Origin of the sequence: Xenophilus sp. Marseille-Q4582 (genome assembly GCF_916700565.1) — a bacterium.
Lineage (GTDB): Bacteria > Pseudomonadota > Gammaproteobacteria > Burkholderiales > Burkholderiaceae_C > Xenophilus.
Genome location: NZ_CAKAKO010000006.1, coordinates 374,271 through 392,260, shown reverse-complemented (window position 1 = coordinate 392,260; position 17,990 = coordinate 374,271). Strand labels below are relative to the sequence as shown.

General features: G+C 67.7%; 29 protein-coding genes and 1 tRNA gene. 15 read left to right on the top strand and 15 right to left on the bottom strand.

What is annotated here, in order from left to right:
- The first annotated feature begins 164 nt into the window (after window positions 1–164).
- Window positions 165–533: a hypothetical protein gene (locus tag LG388_RS22040; RefSeq protein ID WP_225784711.1), complete on the top strand. Its 369-nt coding sequence runs from the start codon at window positions 165–167 to the stop codon at window positions 531–533.
- Window positions 534–679: 146 nt separating this feature from the next.
- Complete coding sequence (locus LG388_RS22035) at window positions 680–1,351, top strand: SIMPL domain-containing protein (RefSeq protein WP_225785165.1); 672 nt, start codon at window positions 680–682, stop codon at window positions 1,349–1,351.
- A gap of 123 nt (window positions 1,352–1,474) precedes the next feature.
- On the opposite strand, the gene LG388_RS22030 is transcribed toward LG388_RS22035, so the two are convergent.
- Window positions 1,475–2,248, bottom strand: a complete 774-nt coding sequence (locus tag LG388_RS22030) for a 3-hydroxybutyrate dehydrogenase (RefSeq protein WP_225785164.1) — start codon at window positions 2,246–2,248, stop codon at window positions 1,475–1,477.
- Window positions 2,249–2,311: 63 nt separating this feature from the next.
- Here LG388_RS22030 and LG388_RS22025 point away from each other — a divergent pair, with 63 nt between their 5' ends.
- From LG388_RS22025 to LG388_RS22015, 3 genes are all read left to right on the top strand, one after another.
- Window positions 2,312–3,259 carry an alpha/beta fold hydrolase gene (locus LG388_RS22025; protein ID WP_225784710.1) on the top strand — a complete coding sequence of 316 codons (948 nt, stop codon included), beginning with the start codon at window positions 2,312–2,314 and terminating at the stop codon, window positions 3,257–3,259.
- An 87-nt stretch (window positions 3,260–3,346) separates the two neighbouring features.
- A complete protein-coding gene (locus LG388_RS22020; protein WP_225785163.1) occupies window positions 3,347–5,476 on the top strand; it encodes a bifunctional (p)ppGpp synthetase/guanosine-3',5'-bis(diphosphate) 3'-pyrophosphohydrolase in 2,130 nt (709 codons plus the stop codon).
- Between the two features lie 55 nt (window positions 5,477–5,531).
- A tRNA-Val gene (locus LG388_RS22015) sits at window positions 5,532–5,608 on the top strand.
- Window positions 5,609–5,633: 25 nt separating this feature from the next.
- On the opposite strand, the gene LG388_RS22010 is transcribed toward LG388_RS22015, so the two are convergent.
- Window positions 5,634–6,836, bottom strand: coding sequence for a tyrosine-type recombinase/integrase (locus LG388_RS22010; protein WP_225784709.1), 1,203 nt, complete (start codon window positions 6,834–6,836; stop codon window positions 5,634–5,636).
- On the bottom strand, window positions 6,812–7,120 hold the full coding sequence (locus tag LG388_RS22005) for a hypothetical protein (protein WP_370630220.1): 309 nt from the start codon (window positions 7,118–7,120) through the stop codon (window positions 6,812–6,814). The genes LG388_RS22010 and LG388_RS22005 overlap by 25 nt, the downstream gene beginning before the upstream one ends.
- A gap of 11 nt (window positions 7,121–7,131) precedes the next feature.
- Between LG388_RS22005 and LG388_RS22000 the strand changes: the two genes are divergently transcribed.
- Together LG388_RS22000 and LG388_RS21995 are read left to right on the top strand one after the other, a co-directional pair.
- A complete protein-coding gene (locus LG388_RS22000) occupies window positions 7,132–7,374 on the top strand; it encodes a hypothetical protein (protein ID WP_225784708.1) in 243 nt (80 codons plus the stop codon).
- A 57-nt stretch (window positions 7,375–7,431) separates the two neighbouring features.
- Complete coding sequence (locus tag LG388_RS21995) at window positions 7,432–7,674, top strand: hypothetical protein (RefSeq protein WP_225784707.1); 243 nt, start codon at window positions 7,432–7,434, stop codon at window positions 7,672–7,674.
- Window positions 7,675–7,703: 29 nt separating this feature from the next.
- Here LG388_RS21995 and LG388_RS21990 read toward each other — a convergent pair whose 3' ends face one another.
- The 12 genes from LG388_RS21990 to LG388_RS21935 all read right to left on the bottom strand — a co-directional run bounded on the left by LG388_RS21990 (window position 7,704) and on the right by LG388_RS21935 (window position 15,047).
- Window positions 7,704–7,886: a hypothetical protein gene (locus LG388_RS21990; RefSeq protein WP_225784706.1), complete on the bottom strand. Its 183-nt coding sequence runs from the start codon at window positions 7,884–7,886 to the stop codon at window positions 7,704–7,706.
- A complete protein-coding gene (locus LG388_RS21985; protein ID WP_225784705.1) occupies window positions 7,886–8,719 on the bottom strand; it encodes a DUF2303 family protein in 834 nt (277 codons plus the stop codon). Before LG388_RS21985 ends, LG388_RS21990 begins: the two co-directional genes overlap by 1 nt.
- Window positions 8,720–8,770: 51 nt before the next feature.
- On the bottom strand, window positions 8,771–9,142 hold the full coding sequence (locus tag LG388_RS21980) for a hypothetical protein (protein WP_225784704.1): 372 nt from the start codon (window positions 9,140–9,142) through the stop codon (window positions 8,771–8,773).
- Window positions 9,143–9,179: 37 nt separating this feature from the next.
- On the bottom strand, window positions 9,180–9,494 hold the full coding sequence (locus LG388_RS21975) for a KTSC domain-containing protein (RefSeq protein WP_225784703.1): 315 nt from the start codon (window positions 9,492–9,494) through the stop codon (window positions 9,180–9,182).
- Between the two features lie 25 nt (window positions 9,495–9,519).
- Window positions 9,520–11,355, bottom strand: a complete 1,836-nt coding sequence (locus LG388_RS21970; protein ID WP_225784702.1) for a lambda-exonuclease family protein — start codon at window positions 11,353–11,355, stop codon at window positions 9,520–9,522.
- 10 nt (window positions 11,356–11,365) lie between these two features.
- Window positions 11,366–12,346, bottom strand: coding sequence for a hypothetical protein (locus LG388_RS21965; RefSeq protein ID WP_225784701.1), 981 nt, complete (start codon window positions 12,344–12,346; stop codon window positions 11,366–11,368).
- Between the two features lie 2 nt (window positions 12,347–12,348).
- Window positions 12,349–12,702: a hypothetical protein gene (locus LG388_RS21960; protein ID WP_225784700.1), complete on the bottom strand. Its 354-nt coding sequence runs from the start codon at window positions 12,700–12,702 to the stop codon at window positions 12,349–12,351.
- Complete coding sequence (locus LG388_RS21955; RefSeq protein ID WP_225784699.1) at window positions 12,699–13,094, bottom strand: hypothetical protein; 396 nt, start codon at window positions 13,092–13,094, stop codon at window positions 12,699–12,701. Before LG388_RS21955 ends, LG388_RS21960 begins: the two co-directional genes overlap by 4 nt.
- Window positions 13,091–13,555, bottom strand: a complete 465-nt coding sequence (locus LG388_RS21950; protein ID WP_225784698.1) for a hypothetical protein — start codon at window positions 13,553–13,555, stop codon at window positions 13,091–13,093. Before LG388_RS21950 ends, LG388_RS21955 begins: the two co-directional genes overlap by 4 nt.
- A 162-nt stretch (window positions 13,556–13,717) precedes the next feature.
- A complete protein-coding gene (locus LG388_RS21945) occupies window positions 13,718–14,029 on the bottom strand; it encodes a hypothetical protein (RefSeq protein WP_225784697.1) in 312 nt (103 codons plus the stop codon).
- Window position 14,030: 1 nt separating this feature from the next.
- The gene (locus LG388_RS21940; RefSeq protein ID WP_225784696.1) at window positions 14,031–14,306 is read right to left on the bottom strand and encodes a hypothetical protein; all 276 of its coding nucleotides are present in this window, start codon (window positions 14,304–14,306) and stop codon (window positions 14,031–14,033) included.
- Window positions 14,307–14,327: 21 nt separating this feature from the next.
- Complete coding sequence (locus tag LG388_RS21935; protein WP_225784695.1) at window positions 14,328–15,047, bottom strand: LexA family transcriptional regulator; 720 nt, start codon at window positions 15,045–15,047, stop codon at window positions 14,328–14,330.
- A gap of 71 nt (window positions 15,048–15,118) precedes the next feature.
- Between LG388_RS21935 and LG388_RS21930 the strand changes: the two genes are divergently transcribed.
- The 8 genes from LG388_RS21930 to LG388_RS21895 are packed head-to-tail and all read left to right on the top strand — an operon-like array spanning window position 15,119 to window position 17,971.
- On the top strand, window positions 15,119–15,430 hold the full coding sequence (locus LG388_RS21930) for a YdaS family helix-turn-helix protein (RefSeq protein ID WP_225784694.1): 312 nt from the start codon (window positions 15,119–15,121) through the stop codon (window positions 15,428–15,430).
- Entirely contained in the window at window positions 15,430–15,606 is a 177-nt protein-coding gene (locus LG388_RS21925; protein ID WP_225784693.1) for a hypothetical protein, read from the top strand. The genes LG388_RS21930 and LG388_RS21925 overlap by 1 nt, the downstream gene beginning before the upstream one ends.
- Before the next feature lie 27 nt (window positions 15,607–15,633).
- Window positions 15,634–15,918, top strand: coding sequence for a hypothetical protein (locus LG388_RS21920; protein WP_225784692.1), 285 nt, complete (start codon window positions 15,634–15,636; stop codon window positions 15,916–15,918).
- Window positions 15,918–16,175: a hypothetical protein gene (locus tag LG388_RS21915; RefSeq protein ID WP_225784691.1), complete on the top strand. Its 258-nt coding sequence runs from the start codon at window positions 15,918–15,920 to the stop codon at window positions 16,173–16,175. The genes LG388_RS21920 and LG388_RS21915 overlap by 1 nt, the downstream gene beginning before the upstream one ends.
- On the top strand, window positions 16,175–16,846 hold the full coding sequence (locus LG388_RS21910) for an NUMOD4 motif-containing HNH endonuclease (RefSeq protein ID WP_225784690.1): 672 nt from the start codon (window positions 16,175–16,177) through the stop codon (window positions 16,844–16,846). Before LG388_RS21915 ends, LG388_RS21910 begins: the two co-directional genes overlap by 1 nt.
- Window positions 16,843–17,175, top strand: a complete 333-nt coding sequence (locus LG388_RS21905; protein ID WP_225784689.1) for a DUF4406 domain-containing protein — start codon at window positions 16,843–16,845, stop codon at window positions 17,173–17,175. The genes LG388_RS21910 and LG388_RS21905 overlap by 4 nt, the downstream gene beginning before the upstream one ends.
- Window positions 17,172–17,459 carry a hypothetical protein gene (locus LG388_RS21900; protein ID WP_225784688.1) on the top strand — a complete coding sequence of 96 codons (288 nt, stop codon included), beginning with the start codon at window positions 17,172–17,174 and terminating at the stop codon, window positions 17,457–17,459. Before LG388_RS21905 ends, LG388_RS21900 begins: the two co-directional genes overlap by 4 nt.
- Before the next feature lie 29 nt (window positions 17,460–17,488).
- The gene (locus tag LG388_RS21895; RefSeq protein WP_225784687.1) at window positions 17,489–17,971 is read left to right on the top strand and encodes a phage N-6-adenine-methyltransferase; all 483 of its coding nucleotides are present in this window, start codon (window positions 17,489–17,491) and stop codon (window positions 17,969–17,971) included.
- Window positions 17,972–17,990: the final 19 nt, after the last annotated feature.

The window sequence follows — 17,990 nt, the reverse complement described above, 5'->3', positions numbered from 1 at the left end:
GGTCAGCACGGATGCCAGGAATTTGTAACAGCGACAGATTCTGGACCGGTTGAAAGCCGAAACTCTGCAAAAGAGCGGTTGTCTGACACTAAGTTACAGAACTTGCTCTCGCTCGCTCAAGGACAGACGGAACGACATGAAGCGGTGGCACAGTGCAGCCCGTGATGTCGAAGCGCTGCGTATCCCCCTTTCTGGCCTGGACCACCTGCCTGGTGGTCAGTGGCGTCCTGGCCGTGCCCGCCACGGCGCAGGCGCTGGGTCAGGACTCGTCCCGGCGCCAGCCGCCGCCCACGCGCGAGCAACTGCGCGAGGCGGTGAAGCTCCATCGGGCCGCCGAGCAGGAACAGATCCAGCGGGATGAAGCCCTGGCCGGACGGCGCCTGACGCCCGCGGAACGCGCCGAACTGCGCGAACAGCTGCGCCAGGAGTGGGCGCAGCGGCCGACCGCGGCGCCGCTGCCCGAGCCGCCGCCCGCCGCCACGGCGCAGAAGACCGGCTGGTCCTGGCGCGATATCCTGCCCTGGGGCCGCTAGGTCCTGCCGGGCCTGCGCCATCCGGACCGACCTGTGCCGGCCGGACTGCGCACATGGGTGTGCCGCGCGGGCACAGTCCGGTGTTTTCATTTTTTCTTGGGAGAGATGCATTGAATGTTCTGAAGCTCATCGTTGCCGGTGTCGCCATGGTGGTGGCGGGCTCGGCCCTGGCCCAGAACGGGGCCGCCCCCGTGCCGCAGAACGTGCTGCAGCTGTCGGCGCAGGGGAGTGTGGAGGTGCAGCAGGACCTGCTGCAGATGACGCTGGTCGCGACGCGCGATGGCGCCGATGCGGCCGTGGTGCAGTCGCAGCTCAAGGGCGCGCTCGACGCCGCGCTGCAGGAAGCCAAGAAGCAGGCGCAGGCCGGCCAGATGGACGTGCGTACGGGCAACTTCAACCTGTCGCCGCGCTACACGCGCGAGGGCAAGATCAATGGCTGGCAGGGGCGCGCCGAGCTGGTGCTGGAAGGGCGCGATTTCCCGCGCATCACGCAGGCGGCGGGCCGCATCACCACGCTGAACGTGGAGCACGTGGGCTTCGATCTCAGCCGCGAGCAGCGCCAGCGCTCGGCCTCCGAAGCGCAGAAGCTGGCCATCGACAGCTTCCGCCAGAAGGCGCAGGAGCTGGCACGCGGCTTCGGCTTTGCCGACTACACGCTGCGCGAGGTGTCGGTCAGCGACAGCCAGGACAGCATCGGCCGTCCGCGCATGATGGCGGCGGCGCAGGCCAAGTCCTTCGCCGCGGATGCGCCGGTGCCGGTCGAAGCGGGCAAGACCACCGTGGTGGTCACCGTCTCGGGCTCGGTGCAGTTGCGCTGAACGCTTCGTGATTCGAGAGGCCCGGCGGTGCCCTGAAGCGCGTCGCCGGGCTGCATTCCGTCCAGGCCCGTCCAGGACGCGTGCCGGTCTGCCGGCCGCACAGAGGGCAGGCCGGCAGCGCGCTTACTGGGCCGTCCAGCCGCCGTCCATGGCCCAGGCCACGCCGCGCACCTGATCGGCCGCCGGCGAGCACAGGAACACGGCCAGGCCGCCCAGCTGTTCCACGGTGGTGAACTGCAGCGAGGGCTGCTTCTCGCCCAGCAGCTCCTTGTTGGCCTGCGCCAGGCTGATGCCCTCGCGCGCGGCGCGGTCGTCGATCTGCTTTTGCACAAGCGGCGTCAGCACCCAGCCCGGGCAGATGGCATTGGCCGTCACGCCGGTGGTCGCCGTTTCCAGCGCCACCGCCTTGGTCAGGCCCACGATGCCGTGTTTGGCCGCCACGTAGGCCGACTTCTGGGCCGACGCCACGAGCCCATGCGCCGAGGCGATGTTGATGATGCGGCCCCAGTTGGCCGCGCGCATGGCGGGCAGCGCCAGGCGCGTGGTGTGGAAAGCGCTGGTCAGGTTGATGGCGATGATGGCGTCCCACTTCTCGACCGGGAAGTCCTCGACCGGCGCCACATGCTGGATGCCGGCGTTGTTGACCAGCACGTCGACCCGGCCGAAGGCCTGCGCGGCGGTCTTCATCAGGTCTTCGATCTGGTCCGGCTTGCTCATGTCGGCCCCGTGGTACGCGGTCTTCACGCCCAGGGCCTCCACTTCGGCCTGCGCGGCCTTCGCGTCGCCGAAACCGTTGAGCACGATGTTGGCGCCCTGCTGCGCCAGCGCCTTGGCGATGCCCAGCCCGATCCCGCTGGTGGAGCCGGTGACGAGTGCCGTTTTTCCTTTGAGCATGATGACCCTTGTTCCAATCAATTAGGATGAGACAGGACCATTATCTGCAGCCGCGTGCCGTCTTCCATGACCGATCCCGTGCTTGATTTCGTGCAGTGCCCGGACGCGGCGGGCGGCCACCGGATGGCTTTCTGGCAATGGGGCGCGCCCGACGCGGCGCATGCCGTGCTGTGCGTGCATGGGCTCACGCGCCAGGGGCGCGACTTCGACGTGCTGGCGCAGCGCCTGGTGGCCGATGCGCCGCATCCGCTGCGCGTGATCTGCCCCGACGTGGTGGGCCGCGGGCGCAGCGACTGGCTGGCCGATCCCATGGCCTACCAGGTGCCGCAGTATGCGAGCGACATGGTGGCCCTGCTGCAGCAGCTTCACGCGCGCCACCCCATCGCGCAGCTGGACCATGTGGGCACCAGCATGGGCGGGCTGATCGGCATGGTGCTGGCCGGCCATCGCGAGCTGCCGCTGCCCGTGTCGGTGCGGCGCCTGGTGCTCAACGATGTGGGGCCGGCCATCCAGGCGGCGGCGATCGCGCGCATCTCGGCCTATGTGGGGCAGGGCGCGGTCTACGAGAGCCTCGAAGCCGCGGCGGCGGCGATGTGGACCCTCTCCACCGGGTTCGGGCCGCACACCCCGGCGCAATGGCTGGCGCTCAGCGCGCCGATGGTGGTGCCGGCTTCGGCGCGTTCGGCCGATGGCCGCACGCGGCAGGCCCCGGTACCGGGCGACACGCGCGTGCGCCTGCACTACGACCCGGCGCTCGCCGTGCCGCTGCACGCCCTCACGCCCGAAGCGATCGTGCAGGCCGAACAGGCGGCCTGGGCCTTGTACGACGCCATCTCCGCCCCCACCTTGCTGATTCGCGGCGCCGAATCCGACCTTCTGTCGGCAGCCACGGCGGCGGCGATGCGCGAGCGCGGGCCCCGGGCCCGGCTCGTCGAGTTCGAAGGCGTGGGCCATGCGCCCACCTTCGTGCCACCCGCGCAGTCGGACGCCGTGAGCGCCTTCCTCCTGAACTGAACACAAGAAGAACGATCACCGGTGTCCGAGATTTCCGAACCTGCAGCTGCCACGCACGCCCTCTCGGTCGCGACGGCGTCCGCGCCCGTGACCGACCGCATGCTGGAGAAGGCGCGTGCCTTCGCCGTGCCATTGATCGCGGACGAGACGCTGGACAGCGGCGAGAACACCCTGGCGCATGCCGATGCCGTGGCGGGCATCGTCGCGGCCATGGGCGGCTCCGAGGCCATGCAGGCGGCCAGCTACCTGGTCTATGCCTGCCATCACTTGAACCGGCCGCAGGAGGTGATCGCCAAGGCCTTCGGCCAGAACTTCGCGCTGCTGGCGGTGGAAACCACCAAGCTGATCCAGGTCCAGAAGCAGACCCGCGCCGCCCATTCGGGCGAGGGCGCGGGCGCCCAGACGGAAAGCGTGCGCCGCATGCTGCTGGCCTTCTCCCGCGATCTGCGCGTGGTGATGCTGCGGCTGGCGTCGCGGCTGCAGACGCTGCGCTACGCGGCGGCGGTCAAGCAGCCCGTGATCGAGAGTGTGGCGCGCGAATCGCTGGAAGTGTTCGCGCCGCTCGCGAGCCGCCTGGGCATCTGGCAGGTGAAGTGGGAACTGGAAGACCTGTCCTTCCGCTTCCTGGAGCCCGAGACCTACAAGCTCATCGCCCGCCTGCTCGATGAGAAGCGCATCGAGCGCGAGGACTACGTGGCGCATCTGCGCACGCGGCTGGAGTCCGACCTCAAGGCGCAGGGCATCCATGCCACCGTGCAGGGCCGGCCCAAGAACATCTACAGCATCGTCAAGAAGATGCGCGGCAAGTCGCTGGACTTCGGCCAGGTCTTCGACATCCTGGCGCTGCGCGTGATCGTGCCCGACGTGAAGGATTGCTACGCGGTGCTGGCCTGGGTGCATTCGCACTTCCTGCCCATCGTGGAGGAGTTCGACGACTACATCGCGCGGCCCAAGGCCAACGGCTACCAGTCGCTCCATACCGTGGTGCGCGACGTGGAAAGCGGCCGGCCCGAGCGGCCCATCGAGATCCAGATCCGCACCGAGGAGATGCACGACCATGCCGAGCATGGCGTGGCGGCGCACTGGGCCTACAAGGAGGCCGGCACGCGCGGCTATGCCGGCGTGTGGGCAGGCGGGGAATACGACGCGAAGATCGCCGTGCTGCGCCAACTGCTGGCCTGGGAGCGCGACCTTTCGCATTCGCGTCAGGGCCAGGGCCTGTTCGAGGACCGCATCTATGTGCTCACGCCCGATGCCGCCATCGTCGAGCTGCCGCAGAACGCCACGCCCGTGGACTTTGCCTACACCGTGCACACGCAGCTGGGGCACCGCTGCCGCGGCGCGCGCGTGGACGGCGCCATGGTGCCCCTGAACACGCCCCTGCAGAACGGCCAGACCATCGAGATCATCGCGGCCAAGGAAGGCGGACCGTCGCGCGACTGGCTCAACCCGGACCTCGCCTACCTGGCCAGCCATCGGGCACGCGCGAAGGTGCGTGCCTGGTTCAATGCGCAGGCCACGCACGAAACGATCGCGCGCGGACGCGAAGCGGTCGAGAAGCTGCTGCAGCGCGAAGGCCGCACGGCCATCAAGCTGGAGGACCTGGCCGGCCAATTGGGCTTCCGCTCGGCGGACCACCTGTTCGAAGTGGTGGGCAAGGACGAGTTCTCGCTGCGCAACATCGAGAACCTGCTGCGCCCGCAGGAAGCGCCGAGCCCGGTCCACGAAGCCCCGCTGATCCGCAAGCCGTCCAAGGACGCGGCGGCGCGCGGGGGGGTGCTGGTGGTGGGCGTGTCGTCGCTCTTGACGCAGCTCGCCAAGTGCTGCCGGCCTGCGCCGCCGGACGCCATCCGCGGCTTCGTCACGCGCGGCCATGGTGTGAGCATCCACCGTGCGGATTGCAGCAACTTCCGCCAGATGGCCGCGCGCGAGGGCGAACGCGTGATCGAGGTGGAATGGGGGCGTCCCAAGGACGGTGCCGACGCGGTGTACGCCGTGGAGGTGGCCGTGGAGGCGGCTGACCGGCAGGGCCTGCTGCGCGACATCTCCGAAGTGTTCGCGCGCGAGAAGATGAACGTGATCGGCGTGCAGACCCAGTCCGTGAAAGGCACGGCCTGGATGACCTTCACCGTGGAAGTGGGGCACACGGGGCGGCTGGCGCAGGTGCTCGACACCGTGTCCGGCGTGGCCGGCGTGCGTTCCGCGAGAAGGCGCTGAACAAATTTCAGGGAGCCGTCGTTTCTCTGCTATCATTGCGGTCTCGAATGAATGCAGGCGCGTAGCTCAGCTGGTTAGAGCACCACCTTGACATGGTGGGGGTCGTTGGTTCGAGTCCAATCGCGCCTACCAAATTTCCCCTCTGAGGAAACCAGCCTCAGGATCTGGCGGGAGATTTGTGGGAGATAGCCCGGCCTTGCGCCGGGTTTTCTTTTTTCAGCGCCGCCTCGATCTTGGCGCGCTCGCGGCCCCGGTCGGCCCCGTCGATCCACTTCGCGTAGACGGTGAAGAGCATCTTCGCATTCTTGTGCCCCATCTGCCGCGCGATGTACGCCGGGTTGGCGCCGGCCATCAGCGCCGTGGCGGCGTAGGTGTGCCGAGTCTGGTATGCGCGCCGGTGCCGGATGCCCAGGCGCCGCAGGGTAGGCGCCCAGTAGTGGTCCCGCTGGCTGCGCTCGTCGTTCCATGGCCGGTTCGTCACCGGGTTCTGGAACACATAGCGGCCCATCAGCTCATCCTCCTTCGTCTCCCCGCCCAGCTGCGTCCAGGGCTTCATGACCAACAGCGCCTCCCGGGCCAGTTGCACGAGATCGACGTCCCGGGCGTTGTACGTCTTGAGGTCCTTCACCTCGTTCTTGGTGCGCGCGCGCTCGACGCGGATGGTCTGGTGGTTCCAGTCCACGTCGCCCCAGCGCAGCACGATCATTTCCTCGGGGCGTAGTCCCGTCGCGAACGCGAACGCGAAGTAGGCGTGGACGCGGGGGTCGAAGTTCTGGCGCATGTACGACAGGATGTCTGCCATCTCCGTCAGGCTGAGCGGATCAGGCGGCGGGGGCTGGTGCTTGCTGTTCTCGATTCCTTCCATCGGATCGCGAGCCAGATTGAGCTCCCGGCCGGCCAGTGCGAACACCCCTCGCAGAGGGATCAGGTAGTTGTTCAGCAACTTCGCCGACTTCCATGGGTGGTCGCCCACCGCCGCGGCGATGACCGCGTGCGTCAGCTGCTCCATCGGCTTGTCCTTGCCCAGCAGTTCCTTCCAAATCTCGAGCGCGTTCCTGTACTGGGCGAGGGTGTTCTTGGCCAGCCGTCCTTTGGTCTTGAGCCACAGGTCGCACCACTCGCCGAAGCTGTGCGCCGGCTTCGTCTTCTTGGCTTGGGGCGAGTCGGGGAAGTAGTCGGCCCACTCGAAGGTGCCGCGTGCCACGGCCTTGCGAACGCGGTCGACCAGCTTCTCGGCGTAGCGCTCGTTCGCCGGCGTGGGTGGGAGCGGCAGGCGCACGCGCTGCCATTTGCCGTCGAGGGTGAAATTCACCCGGATGGACTTCTCTCGCAGTTCTACCCCGCGGCCTTCTCGACCCATTTTTCGTATTCCTTGATGTCTATGAAGATGCCGCCGTCCTTGCGGCGGAAATGCTTGCCTTCCAGCCACACGCCGCGGGCGATCTTGCCCTCGATGGCGCGGACGGTCAGGCCGGTGATGTGGGCGGCCAGCTTGATCGTGACGAAGCGCGACGCGTTGACGGCCAGCAGTGGGCCGTTGGCGGCCTCGCGCTGGCGCAGCGCCGCGGGCATCGTCTGGACCTCGCCGACGGCCAGGCCCTGGGGCACGGCCGTGGCCGACGGGGTCAACTGGGCTGCGGGCATACTTGCCCCCCATGGCAAAGCCGACCCGTACAGCGAGACAGCTGAAAGAAATCCTGATCGAGCGCATTGAAGCGCTCCCCGGCATGCGCGGCCAGATCACGGACGTGCACACCGGGGGCGTGCGCTGGGTCGATGCCGAGCCCGGCAACCCCAACTGGTACGTGCCGGTGGGCGTGCAGCGGGAGGACTACCGGCTCGACGTGGCGCGCGTCATCAAGCAGACCCAGCTCGAATTCGACATGGACACGGACTGACTGCGCGGCGGCTGGCACGCGTCGGTCAACTTGCATTCCATTCTTTAGGAGCCCTTCATGGCTAGAACCCCGATCACCGCGGAGCGCATGGTGGCTGAGCTGAATGCTGCACTTGAAGCTCAGCCCGACTACGACGCCGAGAATCGCTTTCAGCCGTTCCCACAAAACGCGTCGGGCCAGGGCATCATGGGTATCACGACCCGGCATCTCTGGACAGCAGCGCACTTCCGGGCTCAGAACGACGTGTACGCGAAGTTCGAGTTTGATCCGGGGACAGAGCACGGGCCTGCGCCACAGTAGCCCAGAGCGGGGTGCGTCTAGGTTTCGCTTCACGCCCTCGCCTCGATGGTTTCCAGCGCCCAGCGCAGGGCGGCTGCCTCTGCGCGGTCGCGGTGGTGCTTGCCTGCGGTGTCGCTGGCCAGCCGCTGGTCCAGGTGGGCCAGCCGCCGGCGCAGGGCCGCGAGCCGCCGCGCCCGCAGGCGTGGGTTGATGAGCACGGCGGCGGCGTTCATCAGCTCGGCTGGCCGACCAGGATGGACAGACCGGTGCCGGCGGCGATCTTTTCGCGCAGGTCCTTCACCGCGGCTTCGATCACCTTGGCGGGGCGCACCAGCTCGTACCAGATGCTCAGCTTGCCGCCGTCGGCGATGCGGTAGCGCAGGCGGGCTTCCACGCGCCACAGGTCGCCGTTCTCGAACACCGGGATGGCCAGCACGAAGATCTCGGGCACCTTGAGCGCGCCCTTCTGTGCGGTGCCCTGGATGTCCTCCTCGTAGGTGAACTGGGTCGCGCCGTCGGACAGGCGGACGCTGCTGGCGAAGTTCACCTTCTTCTTCGCTTCCAGCGTGCGGGACACCTCCAGCACGTCGGCGCCGTTGGGCTCGGCGATGTCCGGCAGGTTCGTTTCGATGAACTGCGCGAAGTCGGACTGGGTCTGCGCCTTGCCGCTCTGGCCCAGCCACGTCTGCCATTCCGGCGACAGGGGCGCGTTGTAGACGGCCTGGTGATCACGCCAGCCGGCGATGGTCGCGTTGTCGTTGAACACCGCCAGGAACGTCGGTGGGTTGACCGTCGAGTAGAGGCGGGTTTCGTCCTTCTTCTGGTCGTTGACCACGGCGATGAAGCTGACCATGTCGTTCAGCGTCGTGCGGCCGCGCTTGCGCAGGGGCACGGGCAGGTGCTTTTCCAGCGCCTCGACCTTGTAGCCCGCGGGCAAAACGGCCACAGGCAGGGCGCCGTCGATCGCCAGCTTCTCGGGGCTGATCGACTGCAGTGCGGCGATGGCGCTGCCAGCGTCGATGGCTGCCTGTACGTCGCCGGTCAGGATGGTCTTGTCGTTGCTCATTGGGGTCTGAGGTTCGTTGCGGGAGGTGGATGGGCTGGCGGGGGCCAGGGCTCAGGAGACGGTCCGCAAGGCGCGCTGCTCTTCGGCGACAGACTTCACGCCGTCCAGCGAGCGCTGGCGGGGGTCTTCGCGCTGCAGGTTGTTGTCGGTGGTGGCGAACAGGATCTGCACCTCGCGCACCGGCTTCGGCTTCTTCACCTTGAGGTCGTTGGTGACTTCGATCTGCGAGCCCTTGCCGACCGGCTTGAACTTGAGCGTCAGGGTCAGCTCGCCGGCCTTGCCGGTCTCGGTGCAGGCGTGCACCAGTTCGTTCAGCTCGTTGGTGGCTTCGATCTCGACTTCGCCGTAGCCGAGCATGGCCAGGGTCTCGGCGAAGCTCTTGCGCTTCGCTTGCGGCGTGGGGGACTTGAGTGCTTCGGACATGGTCACCTTTCAGGGTGGTTGGGGGGAGGTGCAGCGCTCACTCGGCTGCCGCGGCTTCCGGCGCCGGCGCGGCGGCAGGCGGCGCGAACTTCTTGAACGGCAGCTTCTGGATGTGCATGCCGAAGAACTTGCCGATGGACTCGGCGCTGATGAAGGCCGCGTGCAGCTCCTTGGTCACGCCGGAGTAGTGGTAGACGGCGCCCACGCCGTGGTTGAAGGTGACGGCCAGCGTCTCGGTGGCCGGGTCGTGGCCGATGGCTTTGATTTGGTTGGACTGCACGGGCGTCATGGGGATGTCGCGGTAGTCCTCGGGCTTGTCGTAGGGCGCGGGGGCGGCGTACTGCTTGGGCATGCTGGTGCTCCTGGTGGTGGCGGGGTCAGGCGGCCATGCGCTGCGCGTGCGCGGCGGCGGCTTCGGTGGCGCGCTGCGCGATGGCGGCGCAGATTTGCGGGAACTGGTGCTCGTGGAAGAGCGTGGCGCCGCGCTCCTTGGCGGCGGGCTCGATGCCCAGGCCGCGCAGCTGCTCGGCGGTCATCGTCCAGCCCAGACGGTTGGCGATGTCGCCGATGCGCAGGGTGGGCACGGCGCCGGCCGAGGGCAGATCGTTGGAGGCAGGCGCTGCGGCGGCCACGGGCTGCAGCAAGGGGGCGGGCTGTAGCGCCGGGGCCGGCGCTGGCGCGGCCGGTTGCGCGGTCAGGCGGCGCTCGGCGTCGATGGCCTGCTGCGTGCGCTGGGCGCGCTCCTCTTCTTCGGCGCGGATGCGGGCGCGGTCGGCTTCCAGTTGGCGCTGGCGCTCTGCTTCGGCCGCGGCATTGATGCGGTCCTGCTCAGCGCGCGCGGCGGCTTCGGCCTTGGCACGCTCCTCGGCCGCGATGCGGGCGCGCAGCTGTTCCTGCGCCGCGCGTTGCTCTGCCTCGTGCTGAGCGATGCGCGACGAGATGACGGCGCGCAGGTCGTCAATCTGCTTCTGCACCAGCGCCTTCACGTCCGGGAACAGACCCGCGAACTCCTGGTGCTCTGCCAGCAGCTTGAGATTCGCGTCGATGCCGTCGGCGGCCTGGTTCGCCGCGATCTTGTACTGGGTCAGCACCGTGCCCACGGCGTCCTGCATGCTCTCCAGGTTGCGCTTGCCCTTCACCGCCCCGGCGAAGTCGGCGGGCAGGGCCGGCAGGTAGTCGCCGCCCAGGCGCTTCACCAGCGCTGCGGCGTGCTCGCGCTGCGCGGCGATCGCACGGTGCACGATGGCATCGCGGCGGGCCTCCTTCTCCGACTTCACCAGCTTCTCCAGTGCCAGGCCCTTCGCATCGAACGCCGTGGCGATCTCGCGCACCGTGCTGATGGCGGTGTTGATGTCGCCCATCTGACCCATGGCCTGCTCGATCGCCAGCTTCAGCTTCGAGGCCGACTCGCGGCAGAACTTGGCATCGGCGTCCGCGTCGGCGAAGTCCTGGTCGGTGATCAGGTCGGTGTTGATCGCGGCGATGTAGGCCAGGGCGGCGGGCTTGTACTGCTCCAGGTTGCAGGAGATCAGGCGGCCTTCGACGCGCATGTCCAGAACCACGGGCAGGCTGGCGACGACCTTGGCGACGGGGGCGGGCGCTGCGGCCGGCGCCGGCGCGTAGGCGGCCACGTCCTGCTCGAACTGCTCCCAGCCGGCAACGATGCGCGCGCGCAGCGCCAAGTTGGGCTCGTAGAAGCAGTGGCGCTCTTCGATCAGCGTGCCGTCGTCGGCCCACTTCGAAGCCATGAACAGCACGCGCTCGATGCTCGGGCACACCATGCACTGGTGCTCCATCTGCACCTGGTAGGGCATGGGAAGGTCGGCGCCGATGCAGCCTTCGACCATGGCGGCGCGCAGCGTGTCGTTCAGCGCCTTATGTTCAAACGCCTGGTCTTCCATCAGCGTCAGGCCGTCGAAGCTGGCCGAGTAGGGGCCTTCGTCGGCTACGCCCACCAGAGGTGACAGGTCTTCGCCCAGGATCTGCTCGGCCAGCGGGCGGGCCAGCGCCTCGGCGCGGTGGCCCACATCGAAGCGGCGCTGCTGCGATGCATCCACCTCGGCGGCGAGGCCGGTCGCGCGCTCGCGCACCAGCTCGGCGCGGGTCTTGTAGGGGCTGCAGCCCATCATGGCCGGCGCATCGCTGGCGTTCAGGAATTGCGCGCGGTGGGCGTGCCACTCGGCGCTGCCCTGGATCAGTTGAATGGTCTTCATGGTGGTAGGCTCAGTCGAAGGCGGGGAGCTCGTCGCGGCGCTGGTTGACCAGGGCGGCCAGCTCTTGGCGCTGCTGCGCGTCGGGCACGGCGCCGATGTGCTCGGCCAGGTCGTCCAGCTCGGCGTGCTTCTGGGCGGCGTTGATGCGCGCGGCGATCTGCGCGAACGTCAGCGCGGGCGCTGCGTTCTTGACCACGGCGTCCGTGGGCTGATCGGCAGGCCGCACCTTCACCGACAGCAGGCGCGCCTTCTGCTCTTCGGTGAGCGGGTTTCCCTTGGCCTCGATGAAGTGGATGAGGTCGGCCGGCTTCTTACGGCCACCGGCGATCACCTCGGACCACTTGGCGAAGTTGGCATCGAACTGGGCCTGGTCGTAACTGGCGGCCGGCGCCGTCGGCGCACCGACGACATCGGCCGTCCCCATGTTTCGCTCGACCGGAATGTCCATGACCTCTTCGGCACCGGGCAGGCCGCGCAGGAGGTCGCTGGCGGCATCACGGGCCGCGAACCAGAAGGCGCGCCAAGCCATCTGGCGCCACGGATAGTTGCGCCACGGACCTTCCTTGTTCCAGAGGCCGGCGGTCTTGGCGTTCTCGACCGAGAACGTGCGCTCGGTAGGGGGGCGGCCTGGGCGCGTGATCTTGCATCGGGCGCGGCCGTTGCTCTCCACCACTGCAATGTCGTCCTCTTCGATGACGCATCCTGCCGACAACAGCAGCGCTTTGCCTGCGTCTCCGTAGAGGCCGGGCTTGCCGTTGATCGTTGCGATGCTCTGCAGGGCCTGCAGCGGCTTCAACCCGACCTCGAAGCCCCATTGCATCGCGATCAGGCAGTCGCCGGGCTTGTTTCGGTAGGCCTTGGGCACCATCTCGCTGTCGGCGAGGTATTTGGCGAAGGTCAGCGCCTGGTCGAAGGTCTGCGGGCTCAGGTCGAACTGCTGCCGCGGCGCGACGGCGAGCGCGTTGTTTTCGGATTGCGTGGTGGCGTTCATGGTCAGGCGTTGGTGAAGGGCAGGGCGATGGAGAAGAAGTTGGTGGCCTCGGGCCAGAAAAAGACCAGCGCTGCGCCGGCGGCGGCGATGGCGCCGAAGAGCACGGCGAGCACGGGGCTGGCGTCGTAGAACTCGGGCGTGCGCCGGCGGGCCAGCAGCGCGGCCTGCAGACGCTCAGCGTGGAGGCCGATGTCGTCGGCCGGCTGCTCAGGGGTGCCTACGATCAGCGCACCGCTGCAGGTTTCCAGGCCGCGGCCCTTGGGGGTGGGCGGCGCGTAGTCGGCGCAGACGATGGCGCCGTTGGGAAGGCGACGCGCGGGCTGCTGCACAAAGGAGCGGCGGGCGAGGGTGTTCATGCAGCGCTCCCGGTGGTTTTGGCGATGGCGGCCCGCAGGTCGGCAAGGACGCTGGCCCGGCTCGATGCGTCATCGGGGTAGCCCCATCGACGAGCGATCAGCTCCTCGGCTGCCGACAAGGCGCTCAACAGTTCCTTGCGCTCGCTGCTGAGGTGGGCGATCTTGCGACTGAGCTTTTCAGGCGTGTTCGGGCCCGCTGATTTGGGAAGCTGGACTGCCTGTTCTTCGTAGGGCTCGCCGCGCACTGCGCGGTCCGCCCGCAGTTCGATCCAGCGCAGGCGGCGTGTCTGGCTGCGACTTTGACGCGCGGCCTTCGCGATGTGCTCCAGTGCGCCGCGCATCAGCTCGAAGTGCTCGGGGGAAGGTCCCAGCGGTGGACGACGGGCGCTCACGCTGCGCTCCCAGCCAGCAGCCCCAGGCGGAACTCCACCGGTGCGTACTCGTTCCAGATCGCGCCGTCCGTGTCCAGGCGCTTTCGCATGGCCTGCAGGCGGCCCAGCGAGTTCACGCCGGCGGTCCAGACACCGTGATCGTCGGAGCGCTCGAAGTGCCAGTCATGCACCGCCAGCGCGGCGCGGTATTCGGCTTCGGTGGCTACTGTGCTGTGCAGCACGCGCGCCGGAGCCGGAGCAGGGCGCGCGGCCGCGGCGGCGCGGGCCTTCGCGGCGCCACGAGCCTTGATCTCGTCGGCCATGCCCTGAGCCTCCGCGCACATCGCACGGAAGCCGGCGGCACGCTCATCGTTGGCCGCGACACGGGGATGGGGAACCACCTGCGCTTCGCCGCTGATCGCGGTCAGCGCCGGCAGGAATGCCGGGTGGATGTGGGCGCTGGGCCCATGGGGTTGCTGCATCTTGCGCTCCTTGAGGGCCGTTTGGTGGCCTGGAGCGAATTACAAATCAACTTGTATCCGGTGTCAACAAGAAGATTTGTAGAAATGCAGAACCGTTTGTAGAGGAAGCCGGCTGAGCTACAAAAACGCCCTCGTGTTGCGGGCGTTCTGGTCAGAGTGGGCTCATTGCCCGCGGCACTGAATCAATAGGTTGCGGCTCACTAGACCGCCCGCAGTGGCGGAAACAGCTGCGCCTGACGCGTTCGCATAGCCGTTGGAGACGCCGAATGGCGTCACGCTGCCGTTCTGGGAGATCACGTCGTAGCCCGCTGAGCCGCATGCGGCTCCCGCGTTCTCATAGCAGGTCGCCCAGCTGCGTGCGGCGCCGTGGCAGGTGAGGCTGTGGGCTTGCTTGCCGCTCGGACCGTAGGTCGGGGTGGAAGTGGCGCAGCCAGCCAGCGCGGCAACTGCAAGCAACGGTGCGAGAGCCTTCATTTCATTCGCACCTGAACTGCACTTCGGCAGAGGCGTAGCGACCGGACAGCGTCGCGTCCTCGCCCTTGGAGTTGACCGGCTTGAGCGCCTTGCCTTGCTTGGAGCAAAACTCGTTGGCTTCCTTGAACAGCTCGGCTTTGATGCCGCCCGACGACCAAGCCATGTAATCCATGTTGGACGCCATGTAGAGGCCGTCACCGATGGGGACGATGCCGGTCTTGCTGGCGCAGCCTGCGAGGCCCAGGGCCACGGCCGCGATGATCATGCTCTTACGCACGCTCTTCTCCATTCTTGGGTTTCAAACTGGGCGCCACGCGCTGGGCGGCACGATAGGGCCCACGGCCTGGATGCTGTCGAGATCAGCCTTCTCAACCGTGAACCTTTTGGCTTCATTCACCGACATGACTTCGAAGCTGCCAGGTCGCTCGAACAGCAGTTCCTTCAGCATCTTTCGGCCGTCGCGTAGCTTGATGAGGACGTACTCCCCCTCTGTCGGCCGGCGGTTCGGCTCGACCACCACATACCAGCCATCGCGCACTGCCGGGAACATGCTCATGCCGCGGCACCGTAGCCCGTAGGCGTTCGGATCCGCCGTTGCGATTTCGATGTGACCGTCTCCTGCGCCTGGGATGTCGCTGATCTCTTCGTAGAAGCCGTCGTCGCCCATCTTTGCTGTCCCCACGATAGGGATGCGCCGCACCTGAATCGGAGGCGGCGCGACCTCGGTTAAGTCATCCGGCGCGGGCGGCGCTGTGTCGATCGCATCCGGCGTTCCCTCTCCGGTGGCCAGCCAAACGGAATTCACTCTGAGCGCTGAGGCCAATGCGGCGACGTGCTTGCTGCCGGTGGCGGCCTTGGCGACATCGATGAGATGCTGGATCGCCTGCGGTTTGACGCCGATCTCTCGCGCCAAGGCGCTTTGATTCGTCTTGTTGGCCTTGTCCATGGCCCACCGCAGCCGGCCGGCCAGCGAAGACCAATCGGGCGTGCCATCGGGAAGTAGCAGGGTCAGGGACATGGCCTGATGCTACAAAGTCGTTTGTTGCCGGGGTTGCAAATTGGTTTGTAGTCATGTACAAACCGGCTTGTATGGACACCACATCCCACCCCCCTCGAACGGCCATCGACCGCGCCGTGAAGGTGCTCGGCAGCCAAACCGCGCTGGCGCAGGCCTGCGGAAAAGCGCAGGGCCACGTTTCGCACTGGCTCAAGGTCGGCCGCATTCCGCCGGAGTACTGCCCTGCGGTGGAGCTGGCGACGCACGCCCGGGGTGAGCTCGTTCCATGCGAGGACCTGTGCCAGGGTGAGCCGTGGCGCCGCATTCCCGACAAGTCCTGGCCTCACCCGAAGGGCCGCCCTGTTCTGGACTTCGCGTCTGCCGGCATGAAGGAGGCGGCCTGATGCACATCCGCCCCCTGACCGCGCTCACCCACGCCGAAGTCGTGGAACTGGCCGCCGCGGCTGCAGACCGCGGCGACCACCACCAGCGCGCCAACCCGTTCCCCCCGGACTGCTGGCGCCACCGCACCTTCAACGACGCATTCCAGGCCCGCGCTGCTGAGCTGCAGCCGGCTTGACCCATCCCCCTGCCAAACGAGTTCCCCATGAACCAGAGTGACCAAGACGGTGACCTCCCAGCGTTTGCCCGCTCCATCCTCGGCGGCAAGAAAACGTCCAAGCTGGAGGCACGCATCAGCGATGAGGTGAAGGAGGCGGTGCGCCGCCGCTGGGTGGACCTGGGCTTCGGCTCGGAGTCCGAATACCTCGAAACCCTCGTGACTGTGGACGTGTTCGGCAAAGCGCATGTCCGCATGGTGCAGGAACGCCGGCTCGCCATGGTCGGCGGCGCGTCTGACACGGGGCCGACGGGCCTGGGGGCGCTGTCGTGATGGCCGAAGCGATCCGAACCATCCACCTCGACCAGCCGCTGCCGGCCGAGATCCCCGCGCGCGCGGCCCAGCCCATCAGCCTGTACTCATGGTTCCGGCTGCCGAGCGGCCAGATCGTGGAGCTGCGCAAGATCACCGGCGACCGCAACCCCGAGGTCGTGGTGCGCAACGTCAACTTCGACGGCGAGATGGCCGCCGGGGAATACAGCCTCACGCTGCGCTTCCTGCGCACGCGCTGCGAACTGGTGGCGAAGTGATGGCCGCGTATCCGCTCCCCCACGCCCAGCGCGCTGCCACGGCGCGCAAGCTCAGCACTGAGGCCGCCAACGCGGCCGAGTTCTACGCAAGCGCGGCAAACGATCCGCGCTGGGCCGCCGTGCTTGGCTACGAAGGGCGCTACGACGTCTCCGAGCGAGGCCACGTTCGTTCCATCAGGTCAGGGCGCCTCATTGCTCAGCAGATCAGCAACAGCGGTTACCTGTACGTGAGCTTGTGGGCGCAAAACAAGGGCCGCGGATTGTTTGTGCATCGCCTAGTAGCAGGCGCATTTCTCCCCAAGGGCACTGATCCCGCACTGCAAGTAAATCACAAGGACGGCGACAAGCTGAACAACGCACTGGCGAACCTGGAGATGGTGACGCCAAGCGAGAACCGGAAGCATGCGGTGCATGTGCTGGGCTTCCGCCCGCCGGTGATGCGAGGGGTGGCGAATCCAAATGCCAAGCCCGTGGCCCGCTACTCGCTGGCGGGTGAGCTGCTCGAAATCTATGCCTGCCAGGCTGATGCAGTGGCGGTCGGGTTCCGGGCCTCGTGCATTACCGAATGCTGTCAAGGCACTCAGAAGACGCATGGCGGATATCGCTGGGCGTTCGCTGATGCTGCCGGCACCAGTGGCGGGAAGCTGTACGTGCGGGGGGACGACGCGTGACGGCCCGCTGGTACATCGCTGGCCCGATGACCGGGCTGCCCGAATTGAACTTCCCCGCCTTCCATGCGCGGGCCGCCGAGCTGCGCGCCGCTGGCTTCGAGGTGGAGAACCCCGCCGAGATCAACGCCGATCCGAAGGCCAAGTGGGAAGACTGCATGAAGGCCGACATCGCGCGCCTGGTGACGTGCGACGCCGTGCTGCTGCTGCCGGGCTGGGAGAAGTCTCGCGGCGCAAGGCTGGAGGCGCACATCGCCCAGGAGCTCGGGCTGCAGCTGGTGGCCTATCACCTGGAGGGCGCGGGCAGCCCGCGCGCGGAGGTGCCAGCGTGACCGTTCGCCACATCCTCCCCGTGGGCGCTGACCCACGCTGGCCCGCCGGCCGCCCGGCATCTGCGCGCAGCGCCTTCTTCCAGTCCCAGGACGGCAGCGTGATCGGCGGCGAGCTGGAGATCACCGAGCGCGCCCGCCGCCGGAGCACCCGCTCCGTCGAGCGCTTGCGCCGCCAGGGCCGCGACAACAGCACGATCGTGGGTCTGACGATGAAGCAGATCAAGCGCGAGATGGCTTCAGCCACGAAGACCGCCGCGGGCTACATGAGGAAAGCGGGGTCGTGATGGGCCTCAGTTCCCACCAGTCGGCGCGGATGAAGAACGATGAGTGGCTGACGCCGCCTGAGATCGTCCGCGCGCTCGGCCCATTCGACACAGATCCTTGTTCTCCTGTTGTTCGGCCATGGCCGACGGCCGGCGTGCACTTCACCCGTGAAGATGACGGATTGGCGCAAGCCTGGCGCGGACGTGTGTGGCTGAACCCGCCCTTTGGCCGCGAGGCCTCGAAGTGGCTGGCGCGCCTCGCGGATCACGGCAACGGCGTGGCGCTGATCCCCGCGCGCACCGAGACGGCAATGTTCCGCGACTACGTGTGGGCGCGTGCTGATGCTGTGCTGTTCATGCTGGGCCGCCCCCACTTCCACTTCGTGGACGGAGCTCGCGCTGCGGCCAACAGTGGCGCGCCGATCTGCCTGGTGGCCTACGGCCACGACAACGTGCGGGCGCTGCACAGTTCTGGCCTCGGGCCTGTCGTGAAGGGATGGCAGATGCCAGCGCTGCAGTCGGAGGTGGCGTGACACGACCCATCCCATACCC

What these genes read in the sequence shown, in the direction of transcription:
- LG388_RS22040 (WP_225784711.1), top strand. Translation starts at nt 165, where the DNA reads ATGTCGAAGCGCTGCGTATCCCCCTTTCTGGCCTGGACCACCTGCCTG.
- LG388_RS22035 (WP_225785165.1), top strand. Translation starts at nt 680, where the DNA reads ATGGTGGTGGCGGGCTCGGCCCTGGCCCAGAACGGGGCCGCCCCCGTG.
- LG388_RS22025 (WP_225784710.1), top strand. Translation starts at nt 2,312, where the DNA reads ATGACCGATCCCGTGCTTGATTTCGTGCAGTGCCCGGACGCGGCGGGC.
- LG388_RS22010 (WP_225784709.1), bottom strand. Translation starts at nt 6,836, where the DNA reads ATGGGTCGAGAAGGCCGCGGGGTAGAACTGCGAGAGAAGTCCATCCGG.
- LG388_RS22005 (WP_370630220.1), bottom strand. Translation starts at nt 7,120, where the DNA reads ATGCCCGCAGCCCAGTTGACCCCGTCGGCCACGGCCGTGCCCCAGGGC.
- LG388_RS22000 (WP_225784708.1), top strand. Translation starts at nt 7,132, where the DNA reads ATGGCAAAGCCGACCCGTACAGCGAGACAGCTGAAAGAAATCCTGATC.
- LG388_RS21995 (WP_225784707.1), top strand. Translation starts at nt 7,432, where the DNA reads ATGGCTAGAACCCCGATCACCGCGGAGCGCATGGTGGCTGAGCTGAAT.
- LG388_RS21990 (WP_225784706.1), bottom strand. Translation starts at nt 7,886, where the DNA reads ATGAACGCCGCCGCCGTGCTCATCAACCCACGCCTGCGGGCGCGGCGG.
- LG388_RS21985 (WP_225784705.1), bottom strand. Translation starts at nt 8,719, where the DNA reads ATGAGCAACGACAAGACCATCCTGACCGGCGACGTACAGGCAGCCATC.
- LG388_RS21980 (WP_225784704.1), bottom strand. Translation starts at nt 9,142, where the DNA reads ATGTCCGAAGCACTCAAGTCCCCCACGCCGCAAGCGAAGCGCAAGAGC.
- LG388_RS21975 (WP_225784703.1), bottom strand. Translation starts at nt 9,494, where the DNA reads ATGCCCAAGCAGTACGCCGCCCCCGCGCCCTACGACAAGCCCGAGGAC.
- LG388_RS21970 (WP_225784702.1), bottom strand. Translation starts at nt 11,355, where the DNA reads ATGAAGACCATTCAACTGATCCAGGGCAGCGCCGAGTGGCACGCCCAC.
- LG388_RS21965 (WP_225784701.1), bottom strand. Translation starts at nt 12,346, where the DNA reads ATGAACGCCACCACGCAATCCGAAAACAACGCGCTCGCCGTCGCGCCG.
- LG388_RS21960 (WP_225784700.1), bottom strand. Translation starts at nt 12,702, where the DNA reads ATGAACACCCTCGCCCGCCGCTCCTTTGTGCAGCAGCCCGCGCGTCGC.
- LG388_RS21950 (WP_225784698.1), bottom strand. Translation starts at nt 13,555, where the DNA reads ATGCAGCAACCCCATGGGCCCAGCGCCCACATCCACCCGGCATTCCTG.
- LG388_RS21945 (WP_225784697.1), bottom strand. Translation starts at nt 14,029, where the DNA reads ATGAAGGCTCTCGCACCGTTGCTTGCAGTTGCCGCGCTGGCTGGCTGC.
- LG388_RS21935 (WP_225784695.1), bottom strand. Translation starts at nt 15,047, where the DNA reads ATGTCCCTGACCCTGCTACTTCCCGATGGCACGCCCGATTGGTCTTCG.
- LG388_RS21930 (WP_225784694.1), top strand. Translation starts at nt 15,119, where the DNA reads ATGGACACCACATCCCACCCCCCTCGAACGGCCATCGACCGCGCCGTG.
- LG388_RS21925 (WP_225784693.1), top strand. Translation starts at nt 15,430, where the DNA reads ATGCACATCCGCCCCCTGACCGCGCTCACCCACGCCGAAGTCGTGGAA.
- LG388_RS21920 (WP_225784692.1), top strand. Translation starts at nt 15,634, where the DNA reads ATGAACCAGAGTGACCAAGACGGTGACCTCCCAGCGTTTGCCCGCTCC.
- LG388_RS21915 (WP_225784691.1), top strand. Translation starts at nt 15,918, where the DNA reads ATGGCCGAAGCGATCCGAACCATCCACCTCGACCAGCCGCTGCCGGCC.
- LG388_RS21910 (WP_225784690.1), top strand. Translation starts at nt 16,175, where the DNA reads ATGGCCGCGTATCCGCTCCCCCACGCCCAGCGCGCTGCCACGGCGCGC.
- LG388_RS21895 (WP_225784687.1), top strand. Translation starts at nt 17,489, where the DNA reads ATGAAGAACGATGAGTGGCTGACGCCGCCTGAGATCGTCCGCGCGCTC.